Annotated in this window: 19 protein-coding genes; 10 read left to right on the plus strand and 9 right to left on the minus strand. The window is 37.8% G+C overall.

Translation table 11 applies throughout. The features are described 5' to 3' along the window. The first annotated feature begins 29 nt into the window (after nucleotides 1-29). The 3 genes from mutS to BM207_RS08410 are packed head-to-tail and all read left to right on the plus strand — an operon-like array spanning nucleotide 30 to nucleotide 3690. The gene (gene mutS, locus BM207_RS08400) at nucleotides 30-2639 is read left to right on the plus strand and encodes a DNA mismatch repair protein MutS (RefSeq protein ID WP_090993130.1); all 2610 of its coding nucleotides are present in this window, start codon (nucleotides 30-32) and stop codon (nucleotides 2637-2639) included. A gap of 8 nt (nucleotides 2640-2647) precedes the next feature. Beyond that, nucleotides 2648-3130 carry a C40 family peptidase gene (locus BM207_RS08405; protein WP_090993131.1) on the plus strand — a complete coding sequence of 161 codons (483 nt, stop codon included), beginning with the start codon at nucleotides 2648-2650 and terminating at the stop codon, nucleotides 3128-3130. A 5-nt stretch (nucleotides 3131-3135) separates the two neighbouring features. Beyond that, a complete protein-coding gene (locus tag BM207_RS08410) occupies nucleotides 3136-3690 on the plus strand; it encodes a redoxin domain-containing protein (protein WP_090993132.1) in 555 nt (184 codons plus the stop codon). A 111-nt stretch (nucleotides 3691-3801) separates the two neighbouring features. Here BM207_RS08410 and BM207_RS08415 read toward each other — a convergent pair whose 3' ends face one another. After that, entirely contained in the window at nucleotides 3802-5703 is a 1902-nt protein-coding gene (locus tag BM207_RS08415; protein WP_090993133.1) for a DUF3857 domain-containing protein, read from the minus strand. Continuing rightward, nucleotides 5704-7674, minus strand: coding sequence for a DUF3857 domain-containing protein (locus tag BM207_RS08420; protein WP_090993134.1), 1971 nt, complete (start codon nucleotides 7672-7674; stop codon nucleotides 5704-5706). Nucleotides 7675-7834: 160 nt separating this feature from the next. On the opposite strand from BM207_RS08420, the gene BM207_RS08425 reads away from it, so the two are divergent. Further along, a complete protein-coding gene (locus tag BM207_RS08425) occupies nucleotides 7835-8764 on the plus strand; it encodes a 3'-5' exonuclease (RefSeq protein WP_090993135.1) in 930 nt (309 codons plus the stop codon). Between the two features lie 3 nt (nucleotides 8765-8767). Next, on the plus strand, nucleotides 8768-10627 hold the full coding sequence (locus tag BM207_RS08430) for a M1 family metallopeptidase (protein WP_090993136.1): 1860 nt from the start codon (nucleotides 8768-8770) through the stop codon (nucleotides 10625-10627). Here BM207_RS08430 and BM207_RS08435 read toward each other — a convergent pair. Beyond that, nucleotides 10624-11466 (minus strand): hypothetical protein, encoded by an 843-nt coding sequence (locus BM207_RS08435; RefSeq protein ID WP_090993137.1) that lies wholly within the window; start codon nucleotides 11464-11466, stop codon nucleotides 10624-10626. The genes BM207_RS08430 and BM207_RS08435 overlap by 4 nt on opposite strands. 50 nt (nucleotides 11467-11516) lie before the next feature. Beyond that, complete coding sequence (gene queG / locus BM207_RS08440) at nucleotides 11517-12452, minus strand: tRNA epoxyqueuosine(34) reductase QueG (RefSeq protein ID WP_090993138.1); 936 nt, start codon at nucleotides 12450-12452, stop codon at nucleotides 11517-11519. 76 nt (nucleotides 12453-12528) lie between these two features. Here queG and BM207_RS08445 point away from each other — a divergent pair, with 76 nt between their 5' ends. Beyond that, a complete protein-coding gene (locus BM207_RS08445; RefSeq protein WP_090993139.1) occupies nucleotides 12529-12750 on the plus strand; it encodes a hypothetical protein in 222 nt (73 codons plus the stop codon). A gap of 5 nt (nucleotides 12751-12755) precedes the next feature. Here the strand turns inward: BM207_RS08445 and ruvB are convergent, their stop codons facing one another. The 3 genes from ruvB to pdxH form a co-directional block, all read right to left on the minus strand. Beyond that, nucleotides 12756-13778, minus strand: coding sequence for a Holliday junction branch migration DNA helicase RuvB (gene ruvB, locus BM207_RS08450; protein ID WP_090993140.1), 1023 nt, complete (start codon nucleotides 13776-13778; stop codon nucleotides 12756-12758). 25 nt (nucleotides 13779-13803) lie between these two features. Beyond that, nucleotides 13804-14697 carry a 3-hydroxyacyl-CoA dehydrogenase family protein gene (locus BM207_RS08455; protein ID WP_090993141.1) on the minus strand — a complete coding sequence of 298 codons (894 nt, stop codon included), beginning with the start codon at nucleotides 14695-14697 and terminating at the stop codon, nucleotides 13804-13806. Nucleotides 14698-14788: 91 nt separating this feature from the next. Then, a complete protein-coding gene (gene pdxH, locus BM207_RS08460; protein ID WP_090993142.1) occupies nucleotides 14789-15439 on the minus strand; it encodes a pyridoxamine 5'-phosphate oxidase in 651 nt (216 codons plus the stop codon). 271 nt (nucleotides 15440-15710) lie between these two features. Between pdxH and BM207_RS08465 the strand changes: the two genes are divergently transcribed. Then, nucleotides 15711-16274 carry a YqgE/AlgH family protein gene (locus BM207_RS08465; RefSeq protein ID WP_090993143.1) on the plus strand — a complete coding sequence of 188 codons (564 nt, stop codon included), beginning with the start codon at nucleotides 15711-15713 and terminating at the stop codon, nucleotides 16272-16274. Between the two features lie 433 nt (nucleotides 16275-16707). Here the strand turns inward: BM207_RS08465 and purE are convergent, their stop codons facing one another. Both purE and BM207_RS08475 read right to left on the minus strand, forming a co-directional pair. Then, nucleotides 16708-17208, minus strand: a complete 501-nt coding sequence (purE, locus tag BM207_RS08470) for a 5-(carboxyamino)imidazole ribonucleotide mutase (protein WP_090993144.1) — start codon at nucleotides 17206-17208, stop codon at nucleotides 16708-16710. Nucleotides 17209-17400: 192 nt separating this feature from the next. Further along, nucleotides 17401-18540 carry a 5-(carboxyamino)imidazole ribonucleotide synthase gene (locus tag BM207_RS08475; RefSeq protein ID WP_090993145.1) on the minus strand — a complete coding sequence of 380 codons (1140 nt, stop codon included), beginning with the start codon at nucleotides 18538-18540 and terminating at the stop codon, nucleotides 17401-17403. Nucleotides 18541-18556: 16 nt separating this feature from the next. On the opposite strand from BM207_RS08475, the gene BM207_RS08480 reads away from it, so the two are divergent. The 3 genes from BM207_RS08480 (at nucleotide 18557) to BM207_RS08490 (ending at nucleotide 23327) form a co-directional block, all read left to right on the plus strand. Then, nucleotides 18557-19786, plus strand: coding sequence for a BaiN/RdsA family NAD(P)/FAD-dependent oxidoreductase (locus tag BM207_RS08480; protein WP_245768059.1), 1230 nt, complete (start codon nucleotides 18557-18559; stop codon nucleotides 19784-19786). A 66-nt stretch (nucleotides 19787-19852) separates the two neighbouring features. Beyond that, nucleotides 19853-21082 (plus strand): serpin family protein, encoded by a 1230-nt coding sequence (locus BM207_RS08485; RefSeq protein WP_090993146.1) that lies wholly within the window; start codon nucleotides 19853-19855, stop codon nucleotides 21080-21082. A gap of 46 nt (nucleotides 21083-21128) precedes the next feature. Further along, the gene (locus tag BM207_RS08490) at nucleotides 21129-23327 is read left to right on the plus strand and encodes a B12-binding domain-containing radical SAM protein (RefSeq protein ID WP_090993147.1); all 2199 of its coding nucleotides are present in this window, start codon (nucleotides 21129-21131) and stop codon (nucleotides 23325-23327) included.

Raw genomic sequence — 23327 nt, forward strand, 5'->3', positions numbered from 1 at the left:
ATTTACGGCTTACGTAACCGCATAAAATTTTGGCTAAAGCAACAGAAAAGGTAACTCCATTAATGCAACAATATAACACCATTAAAACCAAGTATCCTGGTGCCTTATTGTTATTTAGAGTGGGCGATTTTTACGAAACCTTTGGTGAAGATGCCATTAAAACTTCCCAAATTTTAGGAATTGTTTTAACTAAAAGGGGAACCGGTCCCAATGGAGCTTTAGAACTTGCAGGTTTTCCACATCATTCGCTGGAAAATTATCTTTCTAAATTAGTTAGAGCCGGACAAAGAGTAGCTATTTGCGATCAGTTAGAAGATCCTAAGCTTACCAAAAGTATTGTGAAGCGTGGTGTGACAGAATTGGTTACGCCTGGTGTCGCCTATAATGACAACATACTAAGTCAAAAATCCAATAATTATTTAGCTGCAGTTTATTTTGATAAGCAGACTATCGGAGTTTCGTTTTGCGATATTTCTACCGGCGAATTCTTGGTTGCACAAGGTAGTGCAGAATACATTGATAAGCTTTTACAAGGTTTTAGACCTACGGAGGTTGTTTTTCAGAAAAGTAAGCGGCAGGAGTTCCTATCAACTTTTGGGGATAAATTTTATACTTTTCATATCGATGATTGGGCTTTCACCAATGATTATTCAACGGAGATTTTAACCAAACATTTTGAGGTTAATTCATTAAAAGGTTTTGGAGTTGATAAATTACAATCCGGGATTGTAGCGGCAGGTGTAGTACTTTATTATTTGGGCGAAACGGAGCATCGCAATCTGCAGCATATAACCGCTATTTCCAGGATTGAAGAGGATCGTTACATGTGGCTGGATCGGTTCACTATTCGCAATCTTGAGCTGGTAAGCTCACCGAATGATAATGCTGTTACCTTATTCAATGTGTTAGATCAGACCAGTACCCCAATGGGTGCCAGAATGCTACATAAGTGGATTATTATGCCATTGAAAGAACTAAAGCCCATTCAAGAGCGCTTAGGGATGATAGAATATCTGGTAAAACATGAGGAGTTGTTGCAAGAATTCTTAACTCATATTAAACCGATTGGTGATTTGGAACGCCTGATATCTAAAGTTGGTCTGCAGAAAGCCGGACCACGTGAGCTTTGCCAGCTTAAGCGCGCATTGTATCATATTGAAGAAGTTAAAAAGATTGCACATCTCACAAAGGATCCCTTTTTAACCGTAATGGCTGATCAGTTAAATCCCTGTTTAAGTATTAGGGAGAAGCTCGAAAGAGAATTGCAACATGATCCACCTGCATTATTAATTAAAGGCAATGTGATCGCTGATGGAATTGACGATGAATTAGATCGGTTAAGGAAAATAGCTTTTGGCGGAAAAGAATATTTAGTCGAGATCCAGAAAAGAGAAGCTGGTAGTACAGGTATTCCCTCCTTAAAAATTTCATTTAATAATGTTTTTGGTTACTATTTAGAAGTTACACATACCCATAAGGACAAGGTTCCTGAAAGCTGGATCAGAAAACAAACACTCGTAAATGCCGAACGATATATTACCCCTGAATTAAAAGAATACGAAGAGCAGATTTTAGGTGCCGAAGAAAAAATCCATGCAATAGAAGTTCGTTTGTATAACGAACTATTGTATCAAGTTGCGCAATACATTAAACCAATTCAGCTAAATGCTTATTTAATTGCGCAATTGGATGTATTACTTTGCTTTGCGCAGCTAGCGGTTAGCAACCACTATGTAAAGCCTGAATTAAACACAAAAAAGGATTTAGATATTAAAGGTGGACGCCATCCTGTTATCGAAAAGCAATTGCCTACGGGTGAAGAATACATTACCAATGATGTATTTTTGGATAATGATACCCAGCAGATCATCATTATTACCGGGCCGAATATGTCGGGTAAATCGGCTATTTTAAGGCAAACAGCCTTGATCGTACTCATGGCACAAATGGGTTGTTTTGTTCCTGCAAAAGCTGCTAAAATAGGCGTTGTCGATAAAATATTTACCAGGGTAGGTGCATCCGATAATTTGTCGAGCGGTGAGAGTACATTCATGGTAGAAATGAATGAGACTGCAAGTATTTTGAACAATATTTCTGATCGGAGTTTGATTTTGTTGGATGAAATAGGTAGAGGTACAAGTACTTATGACGGTATTTCCATTGCCTGGGCTATAGCGGAGTTCCTGCATGAACATCCAACAGCACGTCCAAAAACTCTTTTCGCTACGCATTATCATGAACTTAATGAATTAGAGAATACCATGGGTCGTATCAAAAATTTTAATGTTACGATTAAAGAAATGTCGAATAAGGTTATTTTCTTGCGCAAGTTAGTTCCAGGAGGAAGTGAACATAGTTTCGGTATCCACGTGGCGAAAATGGCCGGCATGCCTGCTAAATTAATCAATAGAGCCAATGAAATATTAAAACGCCTAGAAATAGATAGAACCGAAGGTCAAAGCATTAAAGACAGTATTAAAAAGGTGCAGAACCAGGCTTATCAATTGCAGATGTTTGCCGTTGATGATCCGGTTTTAGTCAAGATACGAGATACACTTAACAACCTTGATGTAAATCTATTAACTCCAGTGGAGGCATTGTTAAAGCTTGACGAAATACAACGATTGATTAAGACGTAAAATTTGAGATGAGAAAGCAACTGTTATTTTTTTTCATTATCGTAACGTTGTCGGCCTGCGGGACTCGGAAAAATACCGTCTCTACCACAAAAGCAGCACGAGCCGCAGATGCGATGGCAAATTTAAAGAGCAAAGAGCTGTATCGTTTTATTACAGCGTGGACAGGGGTAAAATACAGGTTGGGTGGAATGGATAAAAATGGTATCGATTGTTCAGGTTTTGCTTTAATTTTAGAAAGAGATATTTATGGTGTAACTTTACCACGAAGATCGAAGGATCAAGCAGAGGTCATTAACCAAAAAGATAAACGTAACCTGAAAGAAGGTGATTTAATTTTTTTCTCGTTTGGTGGCAATGAAGTCGACCATGTTGGCGTTTACTTAAATGATGATTTTTTTGTGCATGCCTCCACTACCAGAGGTGTTGTTGTAGATGATTTAACCATGCCAGTGTATCAAAAAGCTATTGTAAAAACAGGAACCTTAAAATAAGAAAAATGCGTAAAATACTATTTTCACTCTCACTTTGTATCGGGTTTTCGATGGCGCTTAATGCCCAGTCGGTGGCTTTAAGGCCTGGGAATACGATCTCCAATATTTTGTTGAAAAATACAAATGGAGGTACTTATGATTTTAAGGCTCAAAAAACTGCCAAAGGCTTTATCGTGGTGTTTATGACTCCAAGTTGTGATCATTGCAGAGCCTACGAAAAGCGGGTGATAGCACTTGATCAAAAGTATAAAGGTAAAGGATACCCGGTAGTCGCAATTGGACCATATGGAGATTATCCCAATGAATATCCTTTAGACGCGCTGGCGGAAATGAATAAACTAGCCAAGAATGAAGGTTTTACTTTCCCTTATTTGTCTGATTCAAAATTTAAATATACTACCTTATTGGGTGTTCAAAAAACTCCTACTGCTTTTGTATTACAAAAGAAAGCAAACGGATTTTTAATCGTTTATAAAGGAGATATTGACGATGAACTTGACGCTAAAAAACAGCCAAAGCATAAGTTTGTAGAGGAACAAGTAAATAAACTAATCAAATAAACCTCCATCACTTGCAAGAAAAAGACTCATTCTGGACGAAATATAAGCAGTTTGCAACCACAGAAATTCTCATGTATCTTATCATGATTATTGGCATTGGTTTAGGCATCATTATTTTAAGTTAAGCACACATCTTTGTTGCTCGGCTGTGTTTACCTCATTGATAAATGTTACGAAATCAACATAGCTTGCTGCTGTGAACGTGCCTTCATTTAAAACAAACTTGCGATAATATGTCAGTACATTGTCTTTCAAGGTTGTTGTCGCCACGTAACTGCCAAATTGGTTTTGTAATGATTTATTTAATGGTTCTAAAACTGGTTTTAAGTCTTCAGTAAGCGTATAAGTAAAATTATCTTCATCTGTATAACCTCTATTTAAATGCAGAGGCATCAGCCTGTTTCGAACCTCGGCAATTGGGATTTTCATTTGAAAGGGATTGATCGGAAGGAATAGTTTGTTATTATTTATTGCGCCGTAACCATTTACACTCATGGCTAAATTCTCTAATAATTCTGGAAACTTATCTTTATTTTCGGTATAAGTGATTTTGTCAAAATTTACATTATTGATTGGATAGACCTTTTTTAAGAATTTTTCCTGCTCACTGGGTGTTTTATCAACAATATGGTCATGATGATCATATTGTGTGCCCTGAAAAACTGTATTTACCTCACCATTGATATTTCCATTCTTGTTAAGTACAAAATTTGCAGTACGCTTTTGGAGATTCTGTTGCGCTGTATACTTAGGTGTACGTAATAATTTTCCACCCGATGGGGTACACGCCAATACTATTCTGTCGTCGGTAAAATTGCTCAAAAAGCCATATGGAATTTTCTGACTTGTACATTCTAACCAAGTAGTATCTCCTGCAAGCGGTACGCATAAAATTACATGATTGGCCTGATTCATGCTTGCAAAAGAGGGATCAAGACTTCTTTTTTCATCACCCGCATTTACCACACAATAATATGAAACAATGTCGGCTGCTTTTAATAAACTTTGCATATAATTTACCAAGGCTTTGCAGTCGCCATATCCAAGCCGATCAACCTCACTGGCACTAATTGGCCGAAAACCTCCTATGCCTATTTGAACGCTGATATACCGGGTTTTATCTTGCAGATATTGATAAATTTTACGGACTTTGCCCTGGGCGGTCTTTTCCTCCTTTACCAAATTTTGGATTACTGCTAAGGTTGTAGCAGGCAAAGTTGCCCTGTCTTTTAAGAGGTCGTCATAAATCCACTTCCCGAGCTCTTGCCAGTTGGTGTAATTTGATTGGCGATTGTAATAGGTAAAATCTTCAGGTGCAATCTTCACAAAAGGTTCATACATTTCTCTATGTGGACTGTAGGGCTCGGATTTAATACCGGGCAAATTACGTACTGTCCAGGTTATTCTTTTTTCTTTCTCATTAATGCTTTCTACCGGTTGTTGTAGCAAATTTTTAGATTTCACGCGAAATTTATCAGCTGGCTTACAAATAAAGCTGTAGGTACTTTTTTCTACCGAAACATCATCAGCTGGCTTAGGGTACCAAGTTGGAATGATTAAATTCTGCTTAAAACGTACTTCGTATTGATAAACTACCGTATATGGATAGGTGTTCATGCTTGGTGAAAAGCGTTTTATCCTATTATCTTCAAAGAGCGAGAAATTTTGTACCGCACTTTCATCGATAAAATCATTTTGTGAAAATTTGGCATGTAACTTACCGAAAGCATTATATATTTCTCCTTTTACGCTTTTTATAATTGTGCTTTTGTCATAAAAAAGAACCAGGCCGGCATTGCTTTCGCCATTCTTATTTAAAACAGTAATTACCTGTTTTACCGCATAGATCACGTTGTCGGCAGCACGCATATCAACTACTGTTTCTTCACTTCGAATGGTTGCGTTTGCTCTACTTAATAAGGATGACGGGATAAGCTCTGTATTGTAGTCATTTTGAGCATAACAAACAACCCTAATCAAGGTGTAAACAAAAAATAAGATAGTATGCTTCATTTATTTAGCTCTTTTTAATAAAAGATCAGTTTTTTGATTTTGGATAATCTTATTGAAAAATTCTTTCAGATAAGGGTATTCTTCAGCTTGATAAATTGATTTGCTCAATTGCTTTAGCTGTGTGATAGTTAATATATCATTATTCAAGGTAGTTTGGAGCACATATTTACCGCCCCCGTTTGGTAAGGCGATTCCCAGATCTTTCGGCTTTTCTAGTAACTCGTACTTTTCTGGCAAAGTAATGTTAATGACAATTCTTTCGTCATTTGCTGTACCAAGATCTATCGGATAAGTTCTTTCGCTTAGATTAAAAGGATTTTTAGAAATCCGGTTTATAAAGAATGGATTTAGATAAAGCTGATCCGCATTTGTTAAATCATGAACAGAAAATTCAATTTCATATTTTTCTGTTAAAATATTATCTAAGCTATCAACATTTAATATTTCTTCTTTTTGAATACTTAAATTGGTCATTTTCTCATCCAATTTTTCTACATATTCTGCTATAGAATTATATTTTTTTATTTCTTGACGTTTCATAAAAGCGTCATAACCCAAGCTATGAGTAGTAATAGTACCTTTTATTTTACCATCTCTACCCAATGTACCTGCTAAAATATAACTTGTTGTACTTTTTTGAGAAGCTTTTAAATCTATCCAGTAGGATGGTTTTTTTAAGTTTATTACTCTTCCTTGATCATTGATACATCTTAAGGGCAATAAACCAAAAGGTAACAATGGCTCTGTAGCATCCAACAGGTAACTCTCAGATCCAATATTTACTTTTGCTACCACATAGTTAAATTCTGTAATTACAGAGAAGAGCTTGTTGACTAAGCCTTTCTCCCTGGTTGATAAAATAACGGCTTCAGCATCTAGATCGGCAGCTGAAAGCGCAGCTATCAGACTTAAATTAAGGTCGGCTACATTTCCAGTTCTATTATCCATTACAGCTTTCAAATTTCCCTCGGTATTTATGCCGTAATAGTTATTCCACTTAAGTTGTTTTTTGATATAGCCATAAATGGCCTTTGCTTTGGCCAAATCCGTAGGAGAATCTTTAATGATATTAGGAATTATATCTTTATAAAGATCTTTTCTTTTCATTTGGCCGCCAAATTCTTTAGCTGATTTTAGTTCATAATCTACATCCTTCCAAGTTTTAGTAAAGCTTTGTTTTGAGCCATCAGGACGTTGACTATCAGATAGTTCAAAATAAACTGCCGATTTGAAATTGCTGGCAGCGGTCATAAAATCCTCTTCTATAAAAGCGGGAATTTTTTTCATGATATATGAAATTTTGGAACAGTCAATTTTAGCTCCCATTAACCGCATACATTCATTATCACGTTCCACTTTCTGATCAGTTAATTTATATGGCCCCCTCAAAACCACATTGTAGTTATAAACAGCTGGGATATTAACCTGGTATTCACTGCTTATCTTGGGAATATCACTTTGAAAATCCCAAGATTTATAATTGAAAATATTTGGTGAGAGCAATTCATAACTATATTCAATGATCGAACCGTCTTTAAGGTTAGGAAGCGTAAATTTTGTTAATTCAATATATTTAGATCTTTGCTCGGTAAATATGGCTTTTTTATCCATCATGGTTTCCTCAAAAACCCCTGCATTATAGTTATACGTCGAGGCTCTTATTTCTGAGATATATTCTTCATGGTTTTCGCCTTTGTAGGCAGGGATTACAATATTGGCATGCCTAAAGCCGTCTTTATTAAAGATTTTCAGTTTTACATGATATTTGAATAATAAATTTATTCTACCGTCATCATTCAAAAACATCCTTGAAGTGCCATATTCTTGGATTACCACAGCGTTTGCACTGCTATCGATGGTATTTCTATCGATTAGCTGATCTTCATAGTTGATTTTACCATAATCGAATTGTTGAGAAAATACAGTCGAACTTAACATCGTGCATAGGATAAGACTGAGCGGAAACTTCATAGAGAAACTTTTTTGAATTTAACTGGGCAAATAATGTAAAAACTGGATTTAAATTGATAGTATTGCCCAGCGAAAATACAAAAACTTATCTCAAGAAATAAAGGAATAAGGATATAGTTTCGTAGCTTAGTTTTTTTAGAAGAGACCGATATATTTTAGAATGAAATTAAATTTAAAACGCCCGTTGGCGTTCTTTGATCTTGAAGCAACTGGTATAAATGTAGGATCAGATCGTATTGTTGAAATTGGTATGTTGAAAGCCATGCCTGATGGAACTGAGCTAATTAAAACGATGAGGATTAACCCTGAAATGCCTATTCCTTTGGCTTCCTCTTTAATCCATGGTATTTACGATGAAGATGTAGTGGCAGCGCCAACCTTTAAAATGGCGGCAACAGAAATAGCTGATTTTATTGGAGATGCAGATTTAGCGGGATATAATTCGAATAAATTTGATATTCCAATGCTCTTGGAAGAATTTTTACGTGCAGGGATTGATTTTGACATGGCTAACAGAAAATTTGTTGACGTGCAGAATATATTCCATCAAATGGAGCAACGTACTTTAAAAGCGGCTTATAAGTTCTACTGTGGAGAAGATATTGTAAATGCACACAGTGCTGAGGCAGATATCAAAGCAACCTATCACGTACTATTAGCACAGTTAGACCTTTACAAAGATCGCCAGTTCGAAGATAAGCAAGGAAAAATCTCAGTTCCCGTAGTGAATGATGTCGATGCCCTGCACCAGTTTACAAACTTGCATAACCCCGTTGATTTTGCCGGTAGAATGGTGTATAATGAAAATGGGGAAGAGGTAATCAATTTTGGTAAACATAAAGGTAAAACGGTTGAACATATTTTTGATACCGAGCCTAGTTATTATGCTTGGATGAAGCAGGGCGATTTCCCGCTGTATACTAAGAAAAAACTAGACGAAATCTGGAGCAGATGGTCTAAAAAGAAAGAAGAAAATAAACAAGCTAAGCAACAAAAGCCGGTATTTAAGGCTCCGAGACAACCAGAAAAGCCAGCAGCAGTTGTCACAACTGATATGTTGGAACAATTAAAAATGAAGTTCGGAAAATAACCAATGAGATCGATCAAGGTCCTTTTGCTCTCTATATTTATTTGTTTGAATACTCAGGCCCAGTTGCCAGTATTCGAATCTTTTAAAGAAGCTTTTCAAAAAGGAACGAGAGATATGAGCGGAATGCCCGGAAAGAATTACTGGCAGAATTCCGCAAACTATGATGTGAAGATTGATTTTAATCCCGTTACAAGGCTTGTTTCGGGAAGCGTTGAGATTGAATATTTTAATAACAGTCCTGATAAGCTTAAGGAAATCTGGTTCAAACTTTATCCAAATTTGTACAAGAAGGGTGTAATTGGTAAGTCAAAGATAAACGAACGCGATAAGGGTGAAGGGGTCAATATTACTTCATTTATAGTAAATAACAAGCTACAACCTTTAAACAGTTTAATTGTCGACGGCACAAATATGCAAGTAGACATCCCGGAGTTAAATGGTGGTGGGCGTTTAAAAATAAAAATTGAATACCATTATGTCTTAAATAAAGGATCTCATATTCGCACCGGGGAAGTGGATGCTGGTGCCCATTTCGTAGCCTATTTTTTTCCCCGTATTGCGGTGTATGACGATATTAATGGTTGGAATAAAATTCCCTATAGTGGTTCAGAGGAATTTTATAATGATTTCTGCAATTTCAAAGTTGCCATTACAGTACCTAAAAATCATGCTGTGTGGGCTACAGGAGACTTAGTAAATGCATCCTCAGTTTTTCAAAAGGATGTTAATCAGAAACTCCAGCGCGCCGAAAAAAGCGATCAAACGATCGATGTAATTGATAGTATTGATTTAGCCCAAAATAGGGTTACACAACAAAAAGATTTTAATACCTTTAAGTTCGAAGCCAAGAATGTGGTCGACTTTGCCTTTGCCACCAGTAACCATTATGTATGGAAATCAAATAGCTTAATCGTTGATCCCAAAACTGGACGAAGGACTAGGGTTGACGCAGTTTTTAACCCAAAGCATAAAGACTATCTGGAAGTAATCGATTTCGCCCGTCAAACCGTCCATGCCATGAGTTACGTTTTTCCTAAATGGCCATTTCCCTATAACCATGAAACGGTATTTGATGGGTTAGACCAGATGGAGTATCCCATGATGGCCAATGATAATCCCGTAAGCAGTAAAGAAGACGCTATTACCCTTACTACCCATGAAATTTTTCATACTATGTTTCCCTTTTATATGGGAACTAATGAAACCAAGTACGCCTGGATGGATGAAGGCTGGGCAACCATTGGAGAATGGCTAATTTCGCCCATGATTGATCCGACGATTGTGGATGAATATGGTGTAGCCCCAACTGGAAGCTCATCTGGAACAAAGGACGATGTGCCAATCGTTACGCTAACTACTGAATTAAAAGGTGCGGGAACTTTTACAAACAACTATCCTAAACCTGGTTTTGGCTATTTATTTGTGAAAGACTATTTAGGCGACGAGCTGTTTACAAAAGCATTGCATCATTATATCCATACTTGGCAAGGCAAGCACCCAATGCCATATGATTTCTTTAATAGTATGAATGCAGGCGCAGGTAAAAATCTGGATTGGTTCTGGAAACGCTGGTTTTTTGAAGAGGGTGTGATAGATATGGCGATAAAGAATGTGGTGAAAACTGAGGAAGGCTATTCGGTTGAAATCGAAAATAAGAGCAATAAGCCGTTGCCGGTCGATTTAACATTTACTTACGAAGATGGTTCCACTTCTAGCCAACACTATACAATCGGTATCTGGGAGAATGGTGATAAGCTATTTACCACTTCGATCAACACTACCAAAAGGCTAAATAAGGTTGTATTAAAAAGCACGCATGTTCCTGACAAAAACAGAAGTGATAATAGCTTTATAGTTAATTAGTAATTGGTTATTGGATAATTAGGCTTTGCGATTATGCCCTCATCGCTCAGCAATAAATGGAGCTTAGGATCAAGTAATATTTTTTGTAAAGTGGTTTTGTTACCATTAATTAAAACCTTGTTTTGTATTAATCGTATGCCGTGACTATAATCCGCCCAGGTATTGGTGTGTTTGTTATATACAGGCTGAATAGCTTTTCCGCTAAGTTGATGCCAGCCATAAATAACTACTTTTGGGGTTTTCTCCGTATAAATCTTATTACTAATGATGACATCCTTTTTATTGCCGGCTGTTAAGCCACCTTCATGGTGTAATTGTATATAAGGAGCAAGTTGCTGTTGTACGATGGTATTATGAATTTCGAAAATTGGAACGGTAGTCATAGCTTTTGTAGGTGCAATAGGGGCGGGTGCCAACTTAATCGTAGCCTCGGCATAAATTAAATCGACCATTTTCTTAGTTGGTAAGGAACAATCTAATAAGGTCGCCACCTTTTGAGCTAAAATCGGCGTCATCGGCATGTAGATAAAAGCATCATCATTTCCAATTGATAGATAGTCCGGCAGCGTATAAAAAGTAATTTTGTGTTTTTTACCATCAACCGTTAAATCATGTTCTATGCGAGTTAGCTTTTTTAAAAAGTTGGGTATATTACCTTTTTTGATTTCTTTTAGAATTAAGTTTTCCCTATCCGCTAAATTCAGCGAGGTATCAAGTATGGTCTTAAGGAACTCGTCTTTTAAGATCGCTGTCGCTTTTCTTTTTTTGATGGGCAAGGCCTGACCGTAAGTAAGTGAAGAAAAAGATAGCAATATTAAGCCCAACCACAATATTTTCATATGTTTTTAAATCAATTGATTTCAAATATATACAATAAATCAGGCCGTTGTTATAGGCGATTTAGAAAATCAATATTTCTTTTTAATCCAGTGAACTTTGTTCGTTTAACCGCTGAGCCCTTAAAAACTCTCTTAAAGACCTCGTCGGTCATTTCAATTAAATCAGCTTTTTTAAATGCTAAAAGTTCAGTTGGGGGGTTGAACGCAGTTTCGTGATGAGGAGTGGCGAAACGGTTCCAGGGACAAACATCCTGGCAAATATCACAACCAAACATCCAGTTTTCCATTTTATCTTTAAAGGTAACTGGAATTTCATTCTTTAATTCAATAGTAAGGTAGGAGATGCACTTGCTTCCATCAACCGTATATGGCGCAACAATTGCTTCGGTAGGGCAAGCATCAATACAGCGGGTGCAGGAACCACAATGGTCGGCTACAAAAGGCGAATCATATGCCAACTCGAGATCGATGATTAGTTCAGCCAAAAAAAAGAATGACCCTGTTTCTTTGCTAATAAGATTTGAATTTTTACCCCGCCAACCTAAACCCGATTTTTGTGCCCAGGCCTTATCCATAACAGGTGCTGAATCCACAAAACAGCGACCTCCAACTTCGCCAATTTCCTGATTTATAAAAGCTAGTAATGCCTTTAGTTTTTCTTTAATAACCGTATGATAGTCTTCTCCATAGGCATATTTAGAGATTTTAGGTGCTAATGGATCAAGCTGGTTCTCTGTTGTAAAATAATTTAATGTTAATGAAATCACCGATTTCGCATCTTCCACCAATAATCTTGGGTCAAGTCGCTTGTCAAAGTGATTTTCCATGTAGCTCATTTCTCCATGGTGGTTGTTTTTTAACCATTGCTCTAGTCGTGGAGCCTCTTCTTCTAAAAATGTTGCTTTGGAGATACCACAAGCCATGAAGCCAAGTCGTAGTGCCTCGGCTTTAATTAGCTGACTATATTTTGTGGTTTTGGAATGCATGCTCTGCAAAGATAAGCGTTATGACAAAAACAAATCCATGCTTTAAATGTTATTAGGGAAATTAATACGCATTATTATGGAAACTACAACGCCGAACCATAACAACAAAAAGCACCCGACCCCAATTCCGGTTGAAACCGATTATGAAGCACATAATGATAATCCTGGTCCAGCCCCAACGGTTAATGAGCCCGACAATAAAGGAGCGGGTGCTGCTATGAAATGGATAATTCCAATCATTGTTATTATATTATTGATTGTTTATTTTGTGTATTTCAGGAATAATGTAACCAATTAAGTGGGCTAGAACAAGTTTCCTGTCTGACCTAATTTAATTCGGCCCAAATGTTTATAAGCTGCTTCGGTTACTTCACGCCCACGCGCCGTTCGCATGAGGTATCCTTCTTGAATTAAAAATGGCTCATAAACTTCTTCAATAGTTCCATCATCTTCACCTACGGCGGTTGCAATCGTTTTTAAGCCTACCGGTCCGCCTTTAAATTTATCGATAATCGCTAAAAGGATTTTATTATCCATTTCATCCAGTCCATGTTCATCTACATTTAATGCGGTTAAGGCATAACGGGCAATTTCTGTATCAATACTTCCATTTCCTTTTATTTGAGCAAAATCCCTCGTTCTTCGAAGTAAGGCATTCGCAATACGAGGAGTTCCACGGCTTCTTCTTGCAATTTCATAGGCGCCTTCATCTGTTATTGGCGTTTTTAATATTTCAGAAGAACGCAGTACAATGGTCGTCAGTAATTTGGCATCATAGTAGGCCAGACGGGCATTAATGCCAAACCTGGCTCTTAATGGAGCGGTTAACAATCCCGATCGTGTTGTTGCACCAACAAGGGTAAACGGATTGAGGTTAATTTGAACCGACCGCGCATTTGGTCCGCTTTCCAACATAATGTCAATTTTAAAGTCCTCCATCGCCGAGTATAGGTATTCTTCTACCAGCGGACTTAAGCGGTGTATCTCATCAATAAATAGAATATCGCCTTCTTCTAAGTTGGTAAGTAGGCCAGCTAAATCACCTGGTTTATCCAACACGGGTCCGGAAGTCACTTTAATCCCTGCACTCATTTCGTTCGCAATAATATGCGAAAGTGTTGTTTTTCCTAAACCCGGAGGGCCGTGAAGTAGCACATGATCTAAAGCTTCCCCTCGCAACTTGGCCGCACCTACAAATATTTTAAGGTTTTCCATGATCTTCTCCTGACCCGTAAAATCTTCAAAAGCCTGCGGACGCAGCACTTTTTCAATGTCACGCTCAAAAGGACTTAAATTTTCATTGGAAGGGTCGAGGTTTTCGTTCATTTTTGAGTACTTAGTGACTATATATTTAATTATTCCCTAAAAATTTCCTCGCTACGGGCGAGTCTTTCATGCCATTACTGTAATTATAAAATCCTTCGCCGCTTTTAACGCCGTTTTTGCCAGCCATTACCATGTTAACCAATAACGGGCATGGAGCATACTTTGGATTGCCAAAACCATCCTGTAAAACCTTTAAAATTGCCAAACAAACATCCAGACCAATAAAATCAGCCAATTGTAAGGGGCCCATCGGATGTGCCATGCCAAGTTTCATTACTTGGTCTATTTCGTTCACGCCTGCAACACCTTCGTATAAACTGTAAATGGCTTCATTTATCATCGGCATCAAAATTCTATTAGCTATAAAACCAGGATAATCATTCACCTCAACAGGAATTTTAGCTAGTTTCTTGCTTAGATCCATCACCGTTTCAGTGGTTTGGTCGCTCGTAGCGTAGCCCCTTATCACTTCTACTAATTTCATTACCGGAACGGGATTCATAAAGTGCATTCCTATTACCTGATGACTGCGATTGGTTACCGAAGCAATTTGCGTGATGGAAATAGAGGAGGTATTAGTCGCTAAGATTGCTGCTGGTTTTGCAAATTGGTCTAGATCTTTGAAAATCTTTAGTTTTAAAGCTAAATTTTCGGTCGCCGCTTCCACAATAAGGTCAGCATCTACAACGCCATCGCTTAAGTGGGTGAAGGTTGTGATGTTTTCAAGCGTGCTTTCCTTCTCAGCTTCATTGATTACACCTTTCGAAACCTGGCGATCTAAATTTTTAGTGATGGTTAAAAGTGCTTTTTCTAAGGATTCTGCATTGATATCTATTAGATTTACCACATATCCATGTTGAGCAAAAGCATGAGCTATTCCATTTCCCATTGTTCCTGAACCGACAACCGCTATTTTCATAAAGTCTATTTTATATTGAGTAATGCAAATTTAGGAGAAAATCGCGAGTAATCTGAAATCGTTTTTAAACATCATTATCAAGTTAGAATACTTAAGGTGCCAATCTATTGATTTGCCATTTTCCATTAACCAAATCATATTTAATCCGGTCATGCAAACGACTTGATCTGCCTTGCCAAAATTCAATTGATACTGGCTTAACAATATAGCCACCCCAATGTGCGGGCTTTGGAATTATCTTATCTTGATAAATTGATGTTAGTTCTTCAACTTTCATTTCTAGGTCGGTTCTGTCGCTAATAACCTGGCTTTGAGGCGAAGCAATCGCACCGATTTGGCTACCTTGTGGGCGACTATGGAAATAGGCTTCGGAAGTCTCTTTGTCTAGTTTGTCTACCTTTCCTTCAATACGAACCTGGCGTTCTAGTTCAGCCCAAAAGAAAACTAAACAAGCTTGAGGGTTTTTTTTAAGTTCTTTCCCTTTGGTGCTAAGGTAATTTGTAAAAAAGCTAAATCCTTGATCGTCAAAACCTTTTAATAATACAATCCTCGCATTGGGTCTTCCTGTTTTATCGGCGGTAGCTAAAGTCATCACATTGGGTTCGTATAGCTTTGCAGCTAGCGCATCACTAAACCATTTTTCGAACTGCTTGATCGGGTTTTTATCGACTTCTTTTTCAGTTAATTCGGCGGCACGATAATCTTGCCTTAAATTTTGTAACATTTCTTTTGTAAGCTCCATGTACAAAAATAGGATTTAACTTTGATACTTCGTAAGTAAACCGACTTCGCAAGTCGGCATGCGGGAATCAACTTACGAAGTCGGTTAGAATTATGTAAAAGGAAGCATAATTTAGAAAATGGTTAAATTATTTTCCTTTATGAGGCTTTTTCTGCGGCTTCCTGCAGCTTTGTATGAAGCTCTCAAATTTATCGACTTCGCAAGTCGGCGTTTTAGAGCCGACTTGCGAAGTCGATTTGGTAAAATGAGATAGGTTGCTTAAATTTCATAAATGTTAAGCATTACACCCCCCTCGACCGGCCGATTGTTAATTTCTGAACCCTTTTTAAATGACCCGAACTTTAAAAGGTCTGTTGTGCTATTGGCAGAACATGACGAAGAAGGGACACTCGGTTTTATTTTAAATCAGCCCAGCGCCCTTTTGTTAAAAGATTTAGTGCCCGAATTACCCGAAGCTAATTTCTCTGTCTTTATAGGTGGTCCGGTTGAAATGGATACCATTCATTTTATACACCGTTGTTATGGTAAATTAAACAGTGGTGAGGAGATCGGAAATGGAGTTTACTGGGGAGGGAATTTCGAAACCCTTAAAATTCTGGTAAATAACAATGACCTCGAAGAAAGTGAAGTGAAGTTTTTTTTGGGATATTCTGGCTGGGGCAGATCACAACTAGAGCAAGAAATAAAGGAAAATACCTGGATCGTTTCGGCTCAATTTCACCCCGACGTGGTTTTTTCGCAAGATGAGGAAGAGGTTTGGCGGGAAGTTATTCTAAATCTTGGGCCAAAATATGCGCACATCAGTAATTTTCCTACCGATCCAAGGTTAAACTGATAAAAAAATTAATTATAAGGAAAATTTAATTCAACTTAAAAAGTCTAAAATAGGTTAAGCTGTATAACGCAAAATAAAGCGATTTGAGATATTATTATTTTTCGGTTTGACTTATAGGCTTGAATAGTAAATCATGTCTTATATCGATTTAAAATAGCGCTGAAATGGATGTGGAATTTATGTAGGTATTGAACGGTCGTGTTCGGCCGTGCTTCGGAATCGCTAAATATCCAGTATATTGGCGCTGCATTGTTTTTAAGCATATTTTATAGTCTTTCTATACCATTTGCATAGTTTTTCTATACTTCCAACTATACAATCACTATGGAAAAGCTATAGCGGAACTATAGCCGAACTATAGGATAGGTATAGAAACAATATAGCAATCTCTACGTAATCCCGAAGCGCATAAGTAGCTGGTATTAACTTTTGGTTAAATCAAATCATTCGCACTTTCTTCTACTTTTTTTCTCAACTCGTCTTTATAGGCCTGTATTTTTATAGCTAAAGACTCATCAGCTGTAGCTAAAATTTGAACAGCCAATAACCCAGCGTTTTTAGCGGCATTTAATGCAACCGTTGCGACAGGGATCCCGTTTGGCATTTGTAGGATAGAAAGAATGGAATCCCAACCATCGATAGAATTAGAGGATTTTACCGGAACCCCGATCACAGGAAGGGTAGTAATGGAAGCAACCATTCCAGGTAAATGTGCCGCCCCACCGGCGCCTGCGATAATCACTTTTAAGCCTCTATGGGCTGCCTCTTTAGCATAAGTAAACATACGCTCTGGTGTGCGGTGCGCCGAAACAACAGTCATTTCAAATTCTACACCAAATTCTTTACAGATGTCAGCAGCGTCTTGCATAATGGGTAAATCAGATTTGCTGCCCATTATAATTCCTACTAAAGGATTTTTTTGATTATTGCTCATTTTGTTTTTGTCTATTTATATTTAACCGCAAAGGTTATATCATATTAATCATTATTCCTAATTCGTCTTATCTTAACTTTGATAAGTAATAAACTATGTGGGTGTCATTGCGAGGTGCGAAGCAATCCTACAACTACAGCTTAAGCATAGCGCTTTAAGATTGCTTCGTACCTCGCAATGACGATTGTATTATTAACTCACTACCTTTAACGTGTGTTGCACATACCGTGCTTTTTCTATTGCCTTTTCGCGGTTCTGATCTACAATGGTTACATGGCCCATTTTACGGAAAGGCTTAGTGTATTTTTTTCCATATAAGTGGATATAAACACCATCAATGCCCATTACTTTCTCTAAATTCTCATACCGTGCTAAACCATCATGGCCTTTTTCACCTAAAAGGTTAATCATAATCGCATTATTAATAGACCGAGTGTCTCCCAAAGGTAAATTAAAAATAGCTCTTAAATGTTGTTCAAACTGAGATACATAATTGCCTTCAATCGTTTGGTGACCACTATTGTGAGGGCGGGGTGCCAGTTCGTTGACTAAAATATCTCCATCTCTGGTTACAAACATCTCCACGGCAAGTATCCCGGTAATATTTAATGCGGAGGCAATATTCAGGGCTATTTTGTCTGCCTTATCTTGAAGATCCTCTGGATAGGTGGATGGAGAAATTAAAAATTCCACTAAGTTGGCTTCTGCATTAAACTCCATTTCAACCATCGGGAAAGTCTTCATATCCCCATTGGCATTTCGAGCTACAATTACCGCAATCTCTTTATCAAAATCTATGAGTTCCTCAATTAATGAAGGACTTTCGAAAGCATGATCTACATCGGCAAGGTTATTTATTTTCATAACGCCTTTACCATCATAACCGTCTTTTCGCTGTTTTAAAATATAAGGGAAAGAGAAATTGCCATTACTTAAGTCGTTTTTAGAACTTACTAACTGAAAAGGAGCCGTAGGAATATCGTTTTCCTTAAAGAATTGCTTCTGAACTCCCTTATCTTGGATTAATCGAATAACCCTAGATTGAGGAAATACCAATTTGCCCTCTTTCTCTAAAGCTTCTAATGCCTCAATGTTGACCTTTTCAATTTCGATTGTAATGATATCGGCCTTTTTCCCGAAATTATATACGGTATCAAAGTCTGTAATCGACCCACACTCAAATTTATTCGCAATGTGTTTGCAGGGAGCATCCGGGTCGGGATCTAAAACTAGGGTTGTTAAATTATAATTGATAGCCTCTTGAATTAGCATTCTTCCTAATTGTCCACCACCTAATATGCCTAATTTCAGCTCACTTATCTGTTTTGCCATTATTGAATATAATTTTATGCTTATTTTGCACAAAAATAACAATATAAACCAATTCATGGAGGCAGATGCGATAATTATTGGAGCGGGGGCTTGCGGACTGATGTGCGCAGTACAGGCAGGCTACCTGGGAAAAAAGGTTATTTTATTGGAAAGAAATCATAAACCGGGTGCAAAGATCTTGATTTCAGGGGGAGGGAGATGCAACTATACCAATCAATGGGCTACGCCCGAACAATTTATCTCTGCCAATCCACACTTTGTAAAATCGGCATTTACGCAATGGACGGTGGATGATACCATTAATTTTTTTGAAACCTACGGCATTATTGGCAAAGAAAAAACTTTAGGACAGTTATTTCCGGAGTCGAAGAATGCTACCGCAGTTGTAGAGATATTTACTTCGTTATGCGCCGAAATGGGCCAGGAGATTAGGTGCAATGCTGATGCGAAAGAGATCGCCATCATAGAAGATGGGTTTAAAGTTACCTACCATGTGGGCGATAAAGCGAAGACTATTGCTGCTCCGAAGCTAATTGTAACCAGCGGAGGCTTACCGATCCCTAAAATGGGTGCAACAGATTTTGCCCTAAAATTTGCGCGTCAGCATCACTTAAATATCATTGAAACTGCACCCGCCTTAGTGCCATTAACTATTACGGGGAAAGACGAAGCTTGGTATAGCGAACTTTCTGGAAATACAATTTTTTGTGAGGTAAGCACGGATGAAATTTCTTTTGAAGAAAACATTCTATTTACCCATTGGGGATTAAGCGGACCGGCTATCCTTCAAATTTCTTCTTATTGGAGAAGGGGAAGCATCATTAACATCGATTTATTACCGAATCAGCAGATATTAGCGCATATAGAAACAGAACGAAGCTCGAATGGTAAAACCCTCTTGTCGACCTTATTAAACCGCTTTTACGCGAAAAAATTTACAGAAGCGCTTGGTAAATTTCTCCCATTAACTAAAACGGTTGCCGATTTAAGCAAGATAGATCTTGAGTTAATAAATAACACCATACACTTCTTTAAAGTTAAGCCAGCGGGAGACAAAGGGTATGACAAGGCAGAAGTAATGCGTGGAGGTATAGATACCAACGAGATTTCTTCGAAAACGATGGAATGTAAAAAAATACCAGGGCTTTATTTCGGTGGCGAATGCGTAGATGTAACCGGCTGGCTAGGGGGCTATAACTTTCAATGGGCCTGGGCAAGTGGTTTTGTCATCGCTCAGGGAATTTAATTAATTATCGATGTCACACTCGTTAAAATTTTCTCGTTTTTGTATTAAACCTAAAATTTTAAAACGATGAAGAAGACCTATGCTCTATTTGTGCTGATTGCTTTTGTAATTTGTTTAACGTCCTGCAAAAAGGACCGTCCAAAAGATAAATTTAGCGTACTTAACCTCACTGCTAAAGAACTTCAAAAGGCAGAAGCTGATAATAAATTTACCTTTAATATGCTTAAACAGGTTGCCGCCGCTGAAACCGCAGGCAAAAACCTGATGGTATCTCCGCTAAGTGTAAGCATCGCCTTGGGCATGACCAGCAACGGAAGTAATGGACAAACACTAACAGACATTAGAAATGCCATGCAGTTTAAGGACTTTACAGAAGCTGAAGTCAATAGCTATTACCAAAAAATTATCAAGTCGCTACCTGAATTGGACTCTAGAGCAAAGCTGCATATCGCAAATTCTATTTGGTATCGCAATGATTTTGCAGTATTGCCTAGTTTTTTAGAAACCAATCAATCAAATTACAATGCAAAGGTATCGGCACTGGATTTTGCAAGCCCGACCGCCAAGAACACAATTAACAGCTGGGTAAATGATCAGACCCAAGGAAAAATCCCGACAATCATCAATGAGATTTCTAGTAATATGGTGATGTATCTTATCAATGCCGTTTACTTTAAAAGTGCCTGGAAAAATCCATTCGACAAAAGTAAGACCGCCAAAGCAAACTTTAAGTTAGCTGACGGAAATATGGTTCAAGCCGATTTTATGTATAGCGACCGGATGGATTTGCGGGGTACGGCAGATCAAAATGCCGCCATTTTTGAACTGCCTTATGGCAACGATATTTATAGCATGGTTCTCGTATTGCCCAAAGCAGGTATGCATTTAGATGAGGTTATAGAAAATTTGGATGCAAACAAATGGAAAACATGGATGAGTGGCCTCACAAACATGAGTCCCTCTGTAAAAATTCCCAAGTTTAAATTTAGCTATGAAAAAACCCTAAACGAAACATTGGCAGGTTTAGGGATGAGTAATGCATTTAGTAATAATGCAGATTTTACTAGAATAAATGCAAATGGTGGACTAAAAATCAGTGAAGTAAAACATAAAACATTCCTTGATGTAAATGAAGAAGGAACAGAAGCTGCTGCTGTAACTTCAGTTGGAATAACTTTTACCTCCGTGCAGCAAGCGGTTTTAATCGATAGACCGTTTATGTTTGCTATTAGAGAAAGACATACAGGGCTGATCTTATTTACTGGCTTGGTTAACAATCCTACACTAACAAACTAGCTAATAAGTCTTAAAATACCTACTTTTGTATTTTAAGACTTATTTTTTGGAAACAGACCTGTTATTAATCACTCCGCCGTTTACGCAACTGAATACACCGTATCCTGCAACTGCTTACATTAAAGGTTTTCTTAATACAAAGAGCATAGCTTCTACTCAGGCAGACCTAGGTATCGAGGTTATTTTAAGGCTGTTTTCAAAAAATGGCTTAACGGATTTGTTTAATCAAGTTGATGATCGAAACGCGTTCGACTGGTCTGCCAACGTACAGCGCATTATCGCTTTAAAAAATGAATACCTTAAAACTATTGATGCGGTTATTGCCTTTTTGCAAGGTAAAAATCCAACTTTAGCGCTACAGATTTGTCAGGAAGATTTTTTGCCTGAAGCAGGTCGTTTCGCACAATTAGAAGAATTAGATTGGGCCTTCGGGGCCATGGGAACACAGGATAAAGCCAAGCACTTAGCCACACTATATTTAGAAGATATTTCAGATTTTATTGTGGAATGTGTTGATCCGAATTTTGGTTTTAGTCGTTACGCAGAGCGTTTAGGCAGAAGTGCAAATTCATTTGATGAATTGTATGAAGCGTTAAATCAAGAAGCGACTTATATTGATCAAGTACTGATCAGTATCCTAAAAGAAAGGGTGGAGGAAGTGCGGCCTAAATTGTTTTTAATTTCTGTCCCTTTTCCGGGTAATTTATATGCTGCTTTCCGTTGTGCACAATATGTAAAGCGAAATTACCCCACTATAAAAATAAGCATGGGAGGAGGTTTCCCGAATACGGAACTGAGGTCGTTAAGCGATAAAAGGGTTTTTGAATTTTTCGATTATATTACGTTGGATGACGGAGAATTGCCTATCGAGCTTTTGTATAATGCGGTGATCAATAATGATGAGTTCAAGCTTTATAAAAGGACCTTTTTGCTGGAAAATGGAACAGTTGTTTATAAGAATGATACGTTAAGAAGTGATTATAAACAAGCAGATGTAGGCACACCCGATTATACTGATCTGGTTTTGGATAAATATATTTCGGTCATTGAAATCGTAAACCCGATGCATCGGATGTGGAGTGATGGACGTTGGAATAAACTGACCATGGCCCACGGTTGTTATTGGGGTAAATGCACCTTCTGTGATATTTCATTAGATTATATTAAAATTTACCAGCCTGTTGCAGCGAAATTGATTGTCGACAGAGTTGAAGAATTAGCCAAGAAAACGGGGCAAAATGGTTTTCACTTTGTAGATGAAGCAGCCCCGCCTGCATTAATGCGTGAGGTGGCTTTAGAGATTTTAAGAAGAAAAATTTCGGTAACCTGGTGGACCAATATTCGTTTTGAGAAGAGCTTTACGGCAGATTTGTGTTTGCTGTTAAAAGCTTCGGGTTGCATTGCGGTTTCAGGAGGTTTGGAAGTAGCATCTGATCGGTTATTACAACTGATTGATAAAGGGGTAACGGTAGCGCAAGTTGCAAAGGTAACGCGAAATTTTACAGCGGCTGGAATTATGGTTCATGCCTATTTAATGTATGGTTATCCCACTCAAACGGTTCAGGAAACAGTAGACAGCCTGGAAATGGTTCGGCAATTATTTGAAGCTGGTGTATTGCAATCTGGTTTCTGGCACCAATTTGCGATGACGGCCCATAGTCCGGTGGGTTTATATCCCGAAAAATTTGGTGTGGTAAAAGAAACTGAAGCCATAGGTGCTTTTGCAAACAACGATATCAATTATATAGATAGAACGGGAATAGACCATCATAAATTTAGCTTTGGTTTAAAGAAGTCATTGTTCAATTTTATGCATGGTATATGTTTCGATCACAAATTGCAAGATTGGTTTGATTTCAAAATCCCAAGAACGACCATCCCAGCTAATTTTATTGACCGCGCGTTAACTGGCAATGATAATTTTAATGTTAAGCCGACCGCTAAAATAGTATGGCTAGGGGGTAAGCCAACAATAGCAACCTTTAGCAAATCAAAAAAAGGCAATACCTGGCAAATGATGAGGCTAAGTTTTCATAGTAAGAAAGATACTTTCAGCATACAAACCAATCCACAAGAAGGAGATTGGCTTGTATCAATGTTGGATAAAATCTCAGTTTCCAACGAGAAAGTTTATACCTTTCAAGAAATCAAAGCCGATTTTGAAAGTACCATACCACATTTCGAATTATTCTGGTATTCGAAACCAATTAACACTTTAAGAGAATTTGGTCTATTAGTGCTTTAA

Source organism: Pedobacter insulae, from assembly GCF_900113525.1.
Classification (GTDB): Bacteria; Bacteroidota; Bacteroidia; order Sphingobacteriales; family Sphingobacteriaceae; genus Pedobacter; species Pedobacter insulae.

What these genes read in the sequence shown, in the direction of transcription:
- BM207_RS08420 (WP_090993134.1), bottom strand. Translation starts at nt 7,674, where the DNA reads ATGAAGTTTCCGCTCAGTCTTATCCTATGCACGATGTTAAGTTCGACT.
- BM207_RS08485 (WP_090993146.1), top strand. Translation starts at nt 19,853, where the DNA reads ATGAAGAAGACCTATGCTCTATTTGTGCTGATTGCTTTTGTAATTTGT.
- BM207_RS08415 (WP_090993133.1), bottom strand. Translation starts at nt 5,703, where the DNA reads ATGAAGCATACTATCTTATTTTTTGTTTACACCTTGATTAGGGTTGTT.
- pdxH (WP_090993142.1), bottom strand. Translation starts at nt 15,439, where the DNA reads ATGGAGCTTACAAAAGAAATGTTACAAAATTTAAGGCAAGATTATCGT.
- BM207_RS08410 (WP_090993132.1), top strand. Translation starts at nt 3,136, where the DNA reads ATGCGTAAAATACTATTTTCACTCTCACTTTGTATCGGGTTTTCGATG.
- BM207_RS08430 (WP_090993136.1), top strand. Translation starts at nt 8,768, where the DNA reads ATGAGATCGATCAAGGTCCTTTTGCTCTCTATATTTATTTGTTTGAAT.
- BM207_RS08425 (WP_090993135.1), top strand. Translation starts at nt 7,835, where the DNA reads ATGAAATTAAATTTAAAACGCCCGTTGGCGTTCTTTGATCTTGAAGCA.
- BM207_RS08435 (WP_090993137.1), bottom strand. Translation starts at nt 11,466, where the DNA reads ATGAAAATATTGTGGTTGGGCTTAATATTGCTATCTTTTTCTTCACTT.
- BM207_RS08455 (WP_090993141.1), bottom strand. Translation starts at nt 14,697, where the DNA reads ATGAAAATAGCGGTTGTCGGTTCAGGAACAATGGGAAATGGAATAGCT.
- ruvB (WP_090993140.1), bottom strand. Translation starts at nt 13,778, where the DNA reads ATGAACGAAAACCTCGACCCTTCCAATGAAAATTTAAGTCCTTTTGAG.
- BM207_RS08445 (WP_090993139.1), top strand. Translation starts at nt 12,529, where the DNA reads ATGGAAACTACAACGCCGAACCATAACAACAAAAAGCACCCGACCCCA.
- queG (WP_090993138.1), bottom strand. Translation starts at nt 12,452, where the DNA reads ATGCATTCCAAAACCACAAAATATAGTCAGCTAATTAAAGCCGAGGCA.
- BM207_RS08465 (WP_090993143.1), top strand. Translation starts at nt 15,711, where the DNA reads ATGTTAAGCATTACACCCCCCTCGACCGGCCGATTGTTAATTTCTGAA.
- purE (WP_090993144.1), bottom strand. Translation starts at nt 17,208, where the DNA reads ATGAGCAATAATCAAAAAAATCCTTTAGTAGGAATTATAATGGGCAGC.
- BM207_RS08480 (WP_245768059.1), top strand. Translation starts at nt 18,557, where the DNA reads ATGCTTATTTTGCACAAAAATAACAATATAAACCAATTCATGGAGGCA.
- BM207_RS08475 (WP_090993145.1), bottom strand. Translation starts at nt 18,540, where the DNA reads ATGGCAAAACAGATAAGTGAGCTGAAATTAGGCATATTAGGTGGTGGA.
- BM207_RS08405 (WP_090993131.1), top strand. Translation starts at nt 2,648, where the DNA reads ATGAGAAAGCAACTGTTATTTTTTTTCATTATCGTAACGTTGTCGGCC.